Annotated in this window: 11 protein-coding genes; 8 read left to right on the forward strand and 3 right to left on the reverse strand. The window is 68.1% G+C overall.

From position 1 onward, the window contains the following. Positions 1–25: 25 nt before the first annotated feature. From hutU to hutI, 4 genes are read left to right on the forward strand one after another with little or no spacing between them, the layout of a single operon-like run. Positions 26–1678, forward strand: a complete 1653-nt coding sequence (gene hutU, locus ABZ942_RS20545) for a urocanate hydratase (RefSeq protein ID WP_357384194.1) — start codon at positions 26–28, stop codon at positions 1676–1678. Positions 1679–1710: 32 nt separating this feature from the next. Further along, on the forward strand, positions 1711–2910 hold the full coding sequence (locus ABZ942_RS20550) for an allantoate amidohydrolase (protein WP_357384196.1): 1200 nt from the start codon (positions 1711–1713) through the stop codon (positions 2908–2910). Beyond that, positions 2907–4211, forward strand: a complete 1305-nt coding sequence (locus ABZ942_RS20555) for a formimidoylglutamate deiminase (protein ID WP_357384198.1) — start codon at positions 2907–2909, stop codon at positions 4209–4211. Before ABZ942_RS20550 ends, ABZ942_RS20555 begins: the two co-directional genes overlap by 4 nt. Then, entirely contained in the window at positions 4199–5356 is a 1158-nt protein-coding gene (hutI, locus tag ABZ942_RS20560) for an imidazolonepropionase (protein ID WP_357384200.1), read from the forward strand. The genes ABZ942_RS20555 and hutI overlap by 13 nt, the downstream gene beginning before the upstream one ends. Before the next feature lies 1 nt (position 5357). On the opposite strand, the gene ABZ942_RS20565 is transcribed toward hutI, so the two are convergent. Further along, entirely contained in the window at positions 5358–6395 is a 1038-nt protein-coding gene (locus ABZ942_RS20565) for a PQQ-dependent sugar dehydrogenase (protein WP_357384573.1), read from the reverse strand. A 195-nt stretch (positions 6396–6590) separates the two neighbouring features. Here ABZ942_RS20565 and ABZ942_RS20570 point away from each other — a divergent pair, with 195 nt between their 5' ends. From ABZ942_RS20570 to ABZ942_RS20580, 3 genes are all read left to right on the forward strand, one after another. Continuing rightward, positions 6591–7490, forward strand: a complete 900-nt coding sequence (locus ABZ942_RS20570; RefSeq protein WP_357384201.1) for a LysR family transcriptional regulator — start codon at positions 6591–6593, stop codon at positions 7488–7490. A 74-nt stretch (positions 7491–7564) separates the two neighbouring features. After that, complete coding sequence (locus ABZ942_RS20575; RefSeq protein WP_357384203.1) at positions 7565–8149, forward strand: TetR/AcrR family transcriptional regulator; 585 nt, start codon at positions 7565–7567, stop codon at positions 8147–8149. Continuing rightward, entirely contained in the window at positions 8146–9663 is a 1518-nt protein-coding gene (locus tag ABZ942_RS20580; RefSeq protein ID WP_357384205.1) for an FAD-dependent monooxygenase, read from the forward strand. Before ABZ942_RS20575 ends, ABZ942_RS20580 begins: the two co-directional genes overlap by 4 nt. Here ABZ942_RS20580 and ABZ942_RS20585 read toward each other — a convergent pair whose 3' ends face one another. Next, positions 9664–10569 (reverse strand): dienelactone hydrolase family protein, encoded by a 906-nt coding sequence (locus ABZ942_RS20585; protein WP_357384207.1) that lies wholly within the window; start codon positions 10567–10569, stop codon positions 9664–9666. Positions 10570–10948: 379 nt separating this feature from the next. On the opposite strand from ABZ942_RS20585, the gene ABZ942_RS20590 reads away from it, so the two are divergent. Continuing rightward, entirely contained in the window at positions 10949–12892 is a 1944-nt protein-coding gene (locus ABZ942_RS20590) for a CocE/NonD family hydrolase (RefSeq protein ID WP_357384209.1), read from the forward strand. A 10-nt stretch (positions 12893–12902) separates the two neighbouring features. Here ABZ942_RS20590 and ABZ942_RS20595 read toward each other — a convergent pair whose 3' ends face one another. Next, a complete protein-coding gene (locus ABZ942_RS20595) occupies positions 12903–13763 on the reverse strand; it encodes a class I SAM-dependent methyltransferase (RefSeq protein WP_357384210.1) in 861 nt (286 codons plus the stop codon).

A 13763-nucleotide genomic window follows, 5' to 3' on the forward strand; every position in this document is an offset into this window, starting at 1 on the left:
CAGCAATTCATTGGAGGTTGGTTCTATGAGTCGGATAGTTCGGGCGGCGCGGGGCACGCAGCTGACCGCCAAGAATTGGCAGACCGAGGCGGCAATGCGGATGCTGCACAACAACCTTGATCCGGAGGTGGCCGAGCGGCCCCAGGATCTGGTGGTGTACGGCGGCACCGGGAAGGCGGCCCGCAACTGGGCCAGCTTCGACGCGATCACCCGGTCGCTGACCACATTGGAGTCCGACGAGACGCTGCTGGTGCAGTCGGGCAAGCCGGTCGGGGTGTTCCGCACGCACGAGTGGGCGCCGCGGGTGCTGATCGCCAACTCCAATCTCGTTGGCGACTGGGCGAATTGGCCGGAGTTCCGCAGGCTCGAATCGCTCGGGCTGACCATGTACGGGCAGATGACCGCGGGCTCGTGGATCTACATCGGCACGCAGGGCATCCTGCAGGGCACCTACGAGACGTTCGCGGCGGTGGCCGACAAGCGATTCGGCGGCACCCTGGCGGGCACGCTCACGCTGACCGCCGGTCTCGGCGGGATGGGTGGCGCGCAACCGCTGGCGGTCACCATGAACGGTGGCGTCGCGCTGGTGATCGAGTGCGATCCGGCCCGCGCACAGCGGCGGGTGCAGGAGCGCTACCTCGACGAGATCGCGACCGACCTCGATGACGCGGTGATGCGGGTGACGAATGCGCGCAGGCAGCGAAAGGCGTTGTCCGTCGGCCTGATCGGCAACGCGGCGGAGGTGCTGCCGCAGCTGCTCGCGCAAGGACTCGACCCGGAGATCGTCACCGACCAGACCTCCGCGCACGACCCGCTGGCCTACCTGCCGCGCGGCATCGCCGTCGAGGACTGGGCGGACTACGCGGCCAAGAAGCCGGACGAGTTCACCGATCGCGCCCGGGAATCGATGGCCGAGCACGTCGGGGCCATGCTCGGCTTCCTGGACAAGGGCGCCGAGGTCTTCGACTACGGCAACTCACTGCGCGGCGAGGCCGCGCTCGGCGGCTGCGACCGGGCCTTCGATTTCCCCGGCTTCGTCCCGGCCTACATCCGTCCGCTGTTCTGCGAGGGCAAGGGCCCGTTCCGCTGGGCGGCGCTATCGGGCGACCCGAAGGACATCGCGGCCACCGACCGCGCCATCGTCGACCTGTTCCCGGAGAACGAATCGTTGCGTCGCTGGATCAGGATGGCCAGCGAACGCGTTGCCTTCCAAGGACTTCCGGCCCGCATCTGCTGGCTCGGCTACGGCGAGCGGCACCTGGCCGGGCTGCGCTTCAACGAGATGGTGGCCAGCGGCGAGCTGTCCGCGCCGGTGGTGATCGGCCGCGATCATCTCGATTCCGGCAGCGTCGCCTCGCCGTACCGGGAGACCGAGTCGATGGCCGACGGCTCCGACGCCATCGCGGACTGGCCGCTGCTCAACGCGCTGCTCAACACCGCGTCCGGTGCGACGTGGGTGTCCATCCACCACGGCGGCGGTGTCGGCATGGGCCGGTCCATCCACGCCGGGCAGGTGTGTGTGGCCGACGGTACGCAGTTGGCCGCGCAGAAGATCGAGCGCGTGCTCACTAATGACCCTGGCACCGGCGTGATCCGGCACGTGGACGCGGGCTACGACCGCGCCGCCGAGGTGGCCGCCGAGCGCGGTGTGCGCATTCCCATGCACGAGGCGCCGTGAACCAGATCCCAGAGCACGGTAGGAGCGACGCGGTGGGCGTGAACCAGTTGATGGCCGAGATCGCCGGCGTCGGCCGGGATTCCCGGCGCGGCGGCTACTCGCGGCACGTCTACGACTACGCCGACTTCGAGCTGCGGGACTGGTTCATCGATCAGGCCTTGGACAGCGGCCTGGACGTGAATACCGACCGCAACGGCAACATCTGGGCTTGGTGGGGAAGCCCAGGGGCCGACGCGGTCGTCACCGGCAGCCATCTCGATTCGGTGCCAGGTGGCGGCGCGTACGACGGCCCGCTCGGCGTGGCCAGCGCGCTCGCGGCGGTGGAGATCTTGCGGGGCAAGGGTTTTGCGCCGACAAAGCCGCTCGCGGTGCTCGTGTTCGCCGAGGAGGAGGGGGGACGGTTCGGTGTGCCGTGCCTCGGCTCCCGGCTGCTCACCGGCGCCATCGATGCCGATCGGGCGCGCGGTCTGCGCGACGCCGAGGGCATCACGCTCGCCGAGGCGGCCGTGAAGGCCGGGCATGACCCGAAGCGTTTCGGCGCCGATCCCGAAGCACTCGCCCAGATCGGCTGTTTCGTGGAACTGCATGTCGAGCAGGGGCGCGGGCTGATCGAGCTGGACAGTCCGGTCGCCACCGGCAGCAGCATCATCGCGCACGGGCGGTACCGGTTCTCGTTCTCCGGCCAGGGAAATCACGCGGGCGCCACCCGCCTCGTCGATCGACACGATCCGATGCTCCCGGCCGCGACGGTGGTGGCGGCTGCGCGACGAGCCGCCGCCGCGATGTCCGACGCGCGCGCCACAGTCGGCAGGCTGGTGCCCAATCCGGGCGGCACGAACGTCATTGCGTCCAGCGTGGATCTGTGGCTGGACGCGCGGGCCGCCGGTGACGGCCGCACCGCGGCGCTGGTCGAGGACATCACCGAAGCGGCGCGGGCTGCCGCCGAGGCCGAGGGGTGCCAGCTCATCGTCACCGAGGAGTCCTATTCGGACGACGTCGTTTTCGACGAAACCCTCCGGAACCGGATGGACAAGGTGCTCGGCGGCGTACCCGCACTACCCACCGGCGCCGGGCACGACGCGGGCGTGCTCGCCGCGCACGTGCCCTCCGGCATGCTGTACGTGCGCAACCCGACCGGGATCAGCCACGCACCCCAGGAGTACGCCGAGCCCGCCGACATCGACAGCGGCGCAGAGAGTCTCGCGCGAGTGCTGGAAGAACTGGCCGGATGAGTACCTACTGGGCCGAATACGCCTGGCTGCCGGACGGACCGGCCGCGGCGGTGACGATCGAGGTGACCGCCGCGACGATCCAGTCGGTCACCCGTGACACCGAGCGAACCGGCACGGTGCTGCCGGGCATGACGATCCCCGGCTTCACCAACGCGCACTCACATGCCTTCCACCGCGCGCTGCGTGGCCGTACACAGCACGATCAAGGCACGTTCTGGACGTGGCGTGAACGCATGTATGCCGTTGCCGCCCAACTGGATCCCGACTCCTACTATCGGCTTGCGCGCGGGGTGTACGCCGAGATGGTGTTGGCGGGGTTCACGAGTGTGGGGGAGTTCCACTACCTGCATCACGCTCCGGGCGGTGCGCGGTACGCGGATCCGAACGCGATGAGCGCGGCACTCGCGGCGGCGGCTGATGATGCCGGTATTCGGCTCACTCTGCTCGATACGTGTTATCTGGCAGGCGGATTCGGCGTGGAGCTGGGGGAGCGCCAACGCCGTTTCAGCGACGGTAGCGTCGACGCGTGGGCCGAACGCGCCGCCGCGTTCACGCCGAAACCGGAGCTCGTTCGAACCGGTGTCGCCGCGCACTCGGTGCGCGCGGTGCCCGCGGCGGCGCTCCCGGTGGTCGCCGCGGCGGCCTCGGGTCGGCCGGTGCACGTCCACCTGTCCGAGCAGCCCTCGGAGAACGCCGATTGCCTTGCCGCACACGGCCGTACACCGACCGCGCTGCTGGCGGAGGCAGGCCTGCTCGGGCCGCAGACGGTTGCGGTGCACGCGACTCACCTCACGGATGCCGACATCGCCCTGCTCGCCGACAGCGGCACCCGCGCGTGCTTCTGTCCCACCACCGAACGCGACCTCGGCGACGGCATCGGCCCGGCCCGCGCCCTGTCCGACGCGGGAGTGGGCCTGTGCCTCGGCACCGACAGCCACGCGGTGATCGACGCCTTCGAGGAGTGGCGCGCCCTGGAACTCGACGAGCGGCTCGCCAGCCGGGCCCGCGGCCGATTCAGCCCGGCCGAGCTCTACCGCGCCGCGACCGATCACGCGTCCATCGGCTGGCCCGAGGTCGGCCGGATCGCCCCGAACGCGGCGGCGGACCTGGTCACCATCGACCTGGACTCGATCCGCACTGCGGGCACGGCCCCTGCTGCCGCATTGTTCGCCGCGACCGCGAGCGACGTCCGCTCGGTGCTCGTCGCGGGCCGCCCTGTCGTGTCCGATCACCGCCACCTGCGGGTGGCCCATCCAGAAACCGTGTTGCGCGAGGAAATCGAGGCATTGTGTCGACCCTGATCACCGGCATCGGCGAACTCACCACCAACACCGAGGACGGCCCGCTGCGCGACGCGGCGGTGGTCCTCGACGGCGAGCAATTCGCCTGGATCGGCCCGGCGAGTGCTGCTCCCGCCGCCGACGACCGGGTCGATCTCGGCGGCCGGGCCGCGTTGCCCGGCTGGGTCGACAGCCACACCCATCTCGTCTTCGCGGGCGACCGCACCGCGGAGTTCGAGGCCAGGATGGCCGGACGCCCGTACCGCGCGGGCGGCATCGCCACCACTGTGGCCGCCACCAGGGCCGCGTCCGACGACGAGCTGTCGGTCAACTTGGCCCGGCATATCGCCGAGGCGCGTCGGCAGGGCACCACCTGCCTGGAGACCAAGACCGGATACGGTCTCAACGTCGCCGACGAACTCCGCTCGGCCAAGCTTGCCGCGGCCGCCGCCGATGAAGTGACCTTCCTGGGCGCTCATCTGGTCCCGGTCGACATGGACCCCGACAAGTACGTCGATCTGGTGTGCGGTGAGATGCTCGACGCCGTCGCGCCCTACGTGCGCTGGGCCGATGTCTTCTGCGAGACAGGCGCTTTCGACGAGGGGCGGTCGGATCGGGTGCTGCGTGCCGCGCACGCGCGCGGGCTCGGCCTGCGGGTGCACGGCAATCAGCTCGGCGAAGGCCCCGGCGTCCAACTGGCGGTGCGCCACGGCGCGGCCAGCGTCGATCACTGCACCTACCTGACCGACGCCGACATCGAGGCCCTCGCGTCCTCCGACACCGTCGCTACCGTGCTGCCCGCCTGCGACCTGTCCACCAGGCAGCGTCTCGCACCGGCCCGCGCATTGCTGGACGCCGGTGCCACAGTCGCGTTGGCCACCAACGCCAACCCAGGCAGCTCGTACACCACCTCGATGGCCTTCTGTGTCGCCACTGCCGTACTGCAGATGGGGCTTTCGGTGGCCGAGGCGGTGCACGCGGCGACCGCGGGCGGTGCGCAAGCGCTGCGCCGCGACGATGTCGGTGTCGTGCGCGTCGGTGCTCGCGCGGATCTGCAAGTGCTGGACGCACCGTCGGTCACCCACCTGGCTTACCGTCCGGGCGTGCCGCTGACCTACGCGGTATGGCGGCTGGGCCGACCGGTTCGGGTGCCGATGTTCGACTGACTCACCGCGCCGGGAAACGAAGCACGCGATCGTCGTTCGGTTGCGGGTTACCCCGGCCGTCGGTGTTGGACGTGGTGAGCCACAGCGCACCGTCCGGCGCGACCGCGACCGTGCGCAACCGACCGTAGCTGCCCCGCAACACATCTCGGGTCTGACCGACCGTGCCGTCCCGCAGCGGCACGGTCCACAGCCGCTTGCCCTGTAATGCCGCGGCGTACAACGTGTCTCCGGCAATCGCGATCCCCGACGGCGACGCCTCCGACGTCGCCCACGTCACCAACGGATCGGTGAACCCACGATCCACTCCGCCGACACCTTCGACCGTCGGCCATCCGTAGTTGTGTCCCGGCTCGATCAGATTGATTTCGTCGAACCGGTTCTGCCCGAACTCCGCCGCGAAAAGCCGCCCATCGCGATCCCAGGCCAGGCCCTGCACATTCCGATGCCCCAGGCTGTACATCGGCGATCCCTCGGTCGGATTACCCTGTGCCGGTTGCCCTTCCGGCGTCAGACGCAGAATCTTCCCATTGGGACTCGCCGGATCCTGCGACCGCCCACTCTGTTCCGCGTCGCCGGTCCCGACATACAACAGGCCGTCCGGCCCGAACGCGATCCGGCCGCCATTGTGATTGGACGACTTGGCAATCCCGTCGAACAGCACCTCCGGCTGCCCATCCAGCCGAAATCGGGCGATCCGATTATCGGATGCGGCGGTGAAGTAGGCATAGACGTAATGGTTTTCGGCATACTGCGGCGACAACGCCAGACCGAGCAGACCGCCCTCACCGCTCGCGACAACACCGGGCACCTGGTACACCTGCTCCGGCGCATGCCCGGACCCGATCCGCAGAATGCGCCCGCTGTTCCGTTCCGCCACCAGCGCATTGCCGTCGGGCAGGAAGGCAAGCCCCCACGGCGCCTCGATCTCGTGCGCGATCTCCTCCGCCGCACGGAGGTCGGGCGCGCCGGACGGTTTACTCGGCGCGGTGCTCTGCACAGTCGCGGGCGCGGACTTGTCGCTGCTTTCGCACGCCGAGATCACGCCGACGGCCAGTATGACGGCGGCCGCGACACCGGCAGTACGACGACGCGCTGACCTGACTTCTGGATAGCTCACGCGGGCACCTCCGACCATATTTGTATGTGCGCGGCGCGCGGGACGAAGCCACATCGGTTGGCTGCGCACCCCGGGCGGTAGCCTGACCCAGTCTTGTCCCCGAACCACGTTGAGGTCATGGAACTTCGTCAACTGAGGTATTTCGTCGCGGTGGCCGAGGAGCTACATTTCGGTCGGGCGGCGGAACGGCTGATGATTGTGCAATCGTCAGTCAGCCAGCAGCTCGGCCGGCTCGAACGCGAGCTCGGCGTCGTGCTGCTGGAAAGGTCGCCTCGCAGCGTCCGGCTCACCGAGGCCGGGGCGGCGTTCCTGCCTGCCGCGAAGAAGGTCCTCGCGGCAGAGAAACGCGCGCGGACCAGTGTCGCGGACTTCCTGACCCCGCCGACCGTGCTGCGCATCGGCACCAGCCGCGGGATGGGCGAGCGGCTGGAGCGCCTGCTCGTTGCGCTGAAGTACCGTGCGCCCGGGGTGAAGGTGGAACTGACATCGGCGGCGCTCGGGCAGCGGCTGCGCAAGGTGTCGGAGCACGAGTGGGACGCGGCGTTCCTGCGCGGCGAGGTGGTCGCGCCGGAGGGCGTGCAGCAGATTCCGGTGTGGTACGACGAACTGGTCGTCGCGCTGCCCGCTGATCATCCCTCGGCCACTGAGCGGTGTGTCGATCTCGCTCAGCTCGCCGAGCTGCCGCTCTATCTGACGAACCGGCAGAACAACGCTTTGCTCGATGATCTTGTGCTGACCGCGTGCGGCAACGCGGGATTCGAACCGGTGCTCGGTCCCGAGCAAGTCTCGATCCAGGACACGCTCGCCGCGCTCGGCGCCGGCGCCGCCGGATGGACTGTCCTCTACGCACCGCACGCACGGCTCCTGCACAGCAGCCGGGTGGCCTTCCTCCCCGTGTGCACGCCGGGTGTGCTCGCGCTGCCCACGGTGCTCGCGGTGCGCACCAATGCCATGGAGCGGTTGCACCCGCTGCTCGAAGCCTGCCGCGACGTCGCGCTCGGCGATCAAATCCTGTAATCGGCCTTGTGCCTGTCGCCGGTCCTCGGCTACTGTCGAAGTGAACGAAACCGTACCGTTCACTTGGAGGGATTGTGATCAGGGGCGCGGAACGCGAACAGGCGATACTCGCCGCCACCTATGCGCTGCTCGGTGAAATCGGTTACGCGGCAATCACAATGGACGCCGTCGCGGCCCGGGCCCAGGCCAGCAAGGCGACCATCTACCGACGGTGGCCGGGCAAGCCCGCGCTGGTCAAAGCGGCGATGGACGCGCACGACGCCGAGTATGTCGCCGACATTCCCGACACCGGCAGCGCGCGCGGCGATCTGATCGCGGCACTGCTCGCGCTGACCGCGCAGGTCGACGACCACTACGTGACCATGATGACCGGCGTCATGCACGCCATGCGGGTCGACAGTGAACTCGCCGATGCGCTGCGCGAACACGTGGCGGACGAGGACCTCGGCCCGTTCCGCACCATCGTCGACCGCGCCATCGCCCGCGGCGAACTGCCCGAAGGCACCGAAACCGAACTGGCACACCAGGTCTCCGAGGGGCAGATCATGCGCCGGATGTTTCTCGGCGAGCCGCTCGACCGAGCCTTTCTCACCGACCTGGTGGACGAGCTGCTGCTGCCCATCCTCACTCGAACTTTCCCGACGAAGGCAGATAGATGACAACAACAGACCTACCGGTGCTTATCGTGGGCGCCGGGCCCACCGGGCTGACGCTCGGATGCGAACTGGCTCGGCGCGGGATCGAATGCCTCGTGGTGGACAAGGCCGCGGCGCTCTTCCTCGGGTCGCGCGGAAAGGGTTTACAGCCAAGGACTCTCGAAGTCTTCGATGATCTCGGCCTGATCGATGCGGTGGTGGCCAACGGGGCGCCGTTCCCGTCGTTCCGAATGTACGCGGACACACAGGTGAAGTGGACGCGGACGGTGCACGAGATGTTGGGGATCGCGCCACTCGAACGTGAACAGGGCGTGCCCTATCCGAACACGTGGATCCTGCCGCAGTGGCGCACCGACGAATTGCTCCGGGACCGGCTGCTCGACCTCGGCGGCCGGCTCGAATTGAACACGGAATTGCTCGATTTCGTTCAGGACGACACCGGTGTCACCGCGACACTGCGTCGTGACGGTGCGCTCGTGCGGATGCGTGCCCGGTACCTGGTCGGCACGGACGGCGGTGGCAGCGTTGTCCGCAAGACGCTCGGCGTCGGATTCGAGGGGGAAACCTTCGAGACCGAGCGAACTCTGATCGGCGACGTCAAGGCGGCGGGACTGACCGGCACCTACTGTCACATGTTGACGACCGGCAATGTGCGGGAACGCTTTTCGCTGTGGTCCATGCCGGGGACCGACTACTACCAGTTCATTGCCAACATGACCGCGGACGACGTGCCCGAGCTGACCCTGGAAGCCGTGCAGAAGATTCTCGACGAGCGCTCGGGTCGCTCGGATATCCGGTTGCTCGACCTGAACTGGATCTCGGTGTACCGGGTGAATGTTCGGATGGTGGACCGGTTTCGGGTCGGGCGGGCGTTCCTGGCCGGTGATGCGGCGCACGTGCATTCGTCGTCCGGCGGGCAGGGGTTGAACACCAGCGTGCAGGACGCCTACAACCTCGGCTGGAAGCTGGCAGCCGTGCTGGCGGGCGGGCCGGACCGGTTGCTGGATACCTATGAGGCCGAGCGGTTTCCGATCGCGGCCCGAGTGCTCGATGTGACCACACGCTCACATCGCCGGGACTTTCGAGACGCGGAGCCCGGACAGGGGAGCCTGGATATCTTCCAGTTGAAGGTCAACTATCGTGGCGGACCGTTGGCAGTGGAGACGCGTGCGACGCCGGGCGCAGTGCGAGCGGGCGACCGTGCACCGGACGCTCAATGCGGTGACTCCCGTCTCTTCGACCTGTTTCGCGGCACCCATTTCACAGTGCTCGGGTTCGGTGCCGCGACCGCCGAGGCCGTTGCTGAAATCGTTCGCGTGCACGGTGATCGGGTACGCGGGCGAGTGCTCGAACCCGGCGAGGTAGACGAGACGGCGTCAACTGTCGGTGCCGCCTTCCGCAACTACGACATCGACCCATCGGGGCCGGGCACGCTGGTTCTCGTCCGCCCCGACGGCTACATCGGTGTCGTCGCAACGGATCTCGCGCCGATTCAGGACTTCCTCACATCCTGGTGATCAGCCCAGATGCGTTCCGTACCAATCCAATACCCGTCGCCACGCTTCGTTGGCTGCGTCCGGCGCGTAGCGGGGCCCGGTGTCGTTGAAGAACGCGTGATCGGCATTCGGCGCGACCCACATGTCGTGCGGCGCACCCGCCCGGTCGAGTGCGTCCTCGGCGGCTTGGCGAGTGGCGTCCACGCGGGAATCCGCCGCCGCGTAGATGCCGAGCACGGCCGCCTTCGAGGCGGAAAGGTCACCCTTGTCGGGGAATGGGCCGTAGAACGGTGTCGCCGCGGCGAGGGCGGACGGCCCGGACGCGAGCAACAGCCAGACCAGGCCGCCGCCGAAGCAGAACCCGGTCGTGCCGAGCTTCTTGCCGGGGACTCGCCGTCCGAGCTCATCGAGACCCGCTCGCAGGTCGGCGATGAACTGCTCCTGCGGGATGTTGCTGAGCTCGGCGGTGGCCTGTGCCGGATCGGTGAAGGCGGCGGTGCCGCCCTTTTCGGAGAGCAGATCGACGGCGAGGGCCGAGTAGCCCGCTCCGGCGAATCGTCCTGTCACCGAACGGATGTGGTCGGTGAGGCCCTTGTTCTCATGGATGACGAGCACGCCGCCCCGAGGCTGCGCCGCGGCGGCCCAGGCGGCCCGCAACTGACGATTGTCGGGGCCCGCGAAGGTAATCGGTGTCGTCGGCAGCGCGGAGCCCGACCCGGGCGGCGTGGCTGGTGTTGCGGCGGAGGGCGGTTGGGAGGTGGCGGGTTGATCGTTGTTCTGACTGGAACAGGCGGCGAGTAAGGCCGCGGCCGCCGGAATGCCGAACCCGAGCAGCCCGAGCCGTCGCAGCGCCTCGCGGCGATTCAGCAGGCCGTCCGCATGATCGAGTGCGATTTCTTCCGCGATATAGCGCTGCAGCGGCGTCATGCCCACCAAGGTAGGCCCCGGCTCGGCGATCCGGGTGGCTTTCCGGCAACAGTTGGATCAGGCTGCACCCGCGAGCAGGCCTAGGTCTTAAATCAAACTGTTTGGTATCTATTGTGCCCGATTTGCGCAAATCCGCTAGCGCGCAACCGGATCGGTTTGTCGCATCGCGGGCAACACGACAAACCGACCGATCCGTACCTCCCGGCGATTTGCACATGGGTTGCTATCTTGTCAATCCGATACGGCGAAACTCAATCAACGTGCGGCACATCGGTCGAGGAGCAGGATGCTTTCGGGGCAGCAAGTGGCACAACGGTTTGTCCGCATGGCTCGATTGGCGACTGTGCTATCGATCGTTGTTGTTGGCGGTGGGTTTGCGGTGGGATCGGCGACAGCCGCGCCCAGCGAGCAATGGACAGCGCTGCACGACGGGCCGCAGCCGTACGCCGACGTGCACATCGACTGGGACGTCCCGATCCGAATGAGCGACGGCATCATGCTGAAGGCGAATGTGTACCGGCCGATGGACGCGGCGGGAGTGGTCGAACCGCAGCCGCTGCCGACCATCGTGAACCTCACGCCCTACACGAAACTGCTGTCCAACCTGGTTGATTCGGCGATGGCGACGCCCGACCTCCAGCCTATGGTGCTGAACCTGCTGAGCCGGATGAACCTATCCGGCACGCCGATCAGCGGCTTCGGCGACCTGCTGCACGCACTCGACGGCGGCACCGTGCAGACCGTCCTCGGCATCGACCGCAGCCTGATCCGTAGCGGATACACCCTGGTGGTCGCGGATGTGCGCGGGACGGGCTTCTCGCAGGGCACCTGGGACACCCTCGGCACCCGCGAACAACTCGACACCCGCGAAGTGATCGAGTGGGCCGCGGCCCAGCGGTGGTCCACCGGCAAGGTCGGCATGAGCGGCGGCTCCTACGCGGGCATCACCCAGCTCCGTGCGGCCGAAAACGCCCCGGGCCCTTTGAAAGCCATCTTTCCGGTCGAGCCCGGCAGCGACCTCATGCGCGATGTCGTCGCACCGGGCGGCGGCATCGGCACCACCTTCCTGCCGCTCTGGCTGAGCAATGTGAACCAGACGAAGCTGATCCCCGATGTGCGGTCGATGCTGAACGGCACCTTCGACTGGCGCTGGTTCCACGACCGGATGGCCGACCCGGCAACGAATTACGACCTGCTGACCCAGGCGCTGCTCACGCCGACGCTGGACCAGGTTCCGCAGACGCTGGCCGCCGCGCTGGACCATCACAGCGATTTCCGGCAGGCCATCCTCGGACATCCGGAGCGAATCACGGTGCCCACCTTCGTCTACGGCGGCTGGCACGACATCTTCGCCAACAGTGCGACCACGCTGTTCAACGCGATCCCGTTGCCCGCGAACAAGAAACAGCTGCTCGTCGGCGACACCTATCACGCGAATCCCGGCGCGGGCACGGGTGCGCCCGGCGGACCGGCGCGCCTGGAGGTGTTGCAGCGAGTGTGGTTCGACAAGTGGCTCAAGGACATCGACCACGGCATCGGCGAATTCGGGCCGGTGACCGTGTGGGAACAGGGCGGCGGCTGGCGGACACTGGGGCAGTTCCCGCAGGCCGACACCACCCATCGGCGAGTCTATCTGTCCGCGACGCCCAGCGGCACCGCCGAGAGCGCCTACGACGGATCACTGTCCGCGACAAAGCCCGACGAGCGTCGCACGCTGACGGTCTCGCCCGGCGTCGCCAACGCGTGCTCACGCGATACCGCCCAGGGCGCTGCCGGGATGACCGCGATATTGGATATGTGCGCCAAGGACTCTCGCATCGCCGAACACGACGCGCTGACGTTCACCGGAACACCGGTCACCGAACCGACCGTCATCTCCGGCCCGATCAACCTGCACCTCAACACCGTCCACGACGCGACCGACGGATACTGGGCGGTCACCGTGAACGACGTTGCCCCGGAGGGAACTTCGACCGCATTGAGCACTGGCCAGCTCACCGCGTCGATGCGCGCGGTCGACGAGGCGAAGAGCACCCGCTCGTCCAACGGCGACTACACCGCCCCGTACAACCCGATCACCCTGGACAGCATGTTGCCCGTTGTCCCGGGTAAGCCGGTAGCGCTGGACATCGCCGTCATTCCGATCCAGGCGGTGCTGCAGCCCGGACATCGGCTGCGCGTCGACGTCTTCGCCGGCAACTCGCCCAAGGCACTGCCGTTCCGGCCGCTGCTCAACAACACCGAGCTCAAACCGCAGTCCCTGCAACTGGATCCGGCCGAGCCGAGCTTTGTGAACCTGCCGACCAGCAGGCCGCTCGGATGAATCGGCTGAATCAGGTGCGGATGGCGCGGGCGACGCGGGCGTGCAGCCGCTCGGGCTCGGGCCCGAGCTCGTCCTGGCCGACATAACTCGCGACAAGGTCGGGTGCGCTGAGGTCTTCGACGCCGTCGAAGCCCGCCGCACGCAACTCTGCCGCCAGTTCGGCGGCGGTGAAGTGGCTCAACAATGGTTCGCCGAGCGCGGCCAGGCGGTCCGCTCTCGCTTGTAGTTGAGCGCGGTGTTCCGGTGCGGCGTCGGAGGCCGGCGGGACGTAGTCCAGCGCTAGCCGAACCGGGGTCGCCTGCTCGGCCATGTAGCGCAAGGTCGACCGGATGGCGTCCCTGGTCAGATACATCACGACGCCGAGCCAGACGAAGGCGGCAGGCCGATCTCTGGCAAAGCCCGCCGAGGCCAAACCTGTTGCCAGGGTTTCAGTCTCGAAGTCGATCGGTGCGAAGGTCAGGGAATCGGGGATGGTGATTCCGGCCGCGGCGAGCAGCTGACGCTTCCACGCCTGCGTCGCGGGATGGTCGACTTCGAAGACTCGCAGCGTCGGATCGGGGTTGCGGTAGGCGAAGGTGTCCAATCCCGCGCCGAGGATCACCACCTGCCGCACCCCGTCCGCCACCGCGTCGGCGACCATCTCCTCCGCGAAGCGCGACCGGCTTGCCATCAGCAACCGGCGGACGCGGTGAAAGGCGATGTCCTCGCCCGCCGTCGCGGCAATGGTCTGGTCGGTCAGCTCTGCCGCGGTCAAGCCCATGATCGCCGCAGCCAGGGGATCGGTGAATATGCGAGGCTCGGGAGCGATCTGGTGATAGGCGCGCGCGTGCGCGGTAGCGAGAGCCGTGCGGCTCGGCTTCCCGACTTCCAT

It is taken from the genome of Nocardia sp. NPDC046473, from assembly GCF_040645995.1.
Taxonomy (GTDB): Bacteria; Actinomycetota; Actinomycetes; order Mycobacteriales; family Mycobacteriaceae; genus Nocardia.

What these genes read in the sequence shown, in the direction of transcription:
- ABZ942_RS20570 (WP_357384201.1), top strand. Translation starts at nt 6,591, where the DNA reads ATGGAACTTCGTCAACTGAGGTATTTCGTCGCGGTGGCCGAGGAGCTA.
- ABZ942_RS20580 (WP_357384205.1), top strand. Translation starts at nt 8,146, where the DNA reads ATGACAACAACAGACCTACCGGTGCTTATCGTGGGCGCCGGGCCCACC.
- hutU (WP_357384194.1), top strand. Translation starts at nt 26, where the DNA reads ATGAGTCGGATAGTTCGGGCGGCGCGGGGCACGCAGCTGACCGCCAAG.
- ABZ942_RS20595 (WP_357384210.1), bottom strand. Translation starts at nt 13,763, where the DNA reads ATGGAAGTCGGGAAGCCGAGCCGCACGGCTCTCGCTACCGCGCACGCG.
- ABZ942_RS20585 (WP_357384207.1), bottom strand. Translation starts at nt 10,569, where the DNA reads ATGACGCCGCTGCAGCGCTATATCGCGGAAGAAATCGCACTCGATCAT.
- ABZ942_RS20555 (WP_357384198.1), top strand. Translation starts at nt 2,907, where the DNA reads ATGAGTACCTACTGGGCCGAATACGCCTGGCTGCCGGACGGACCGGCC.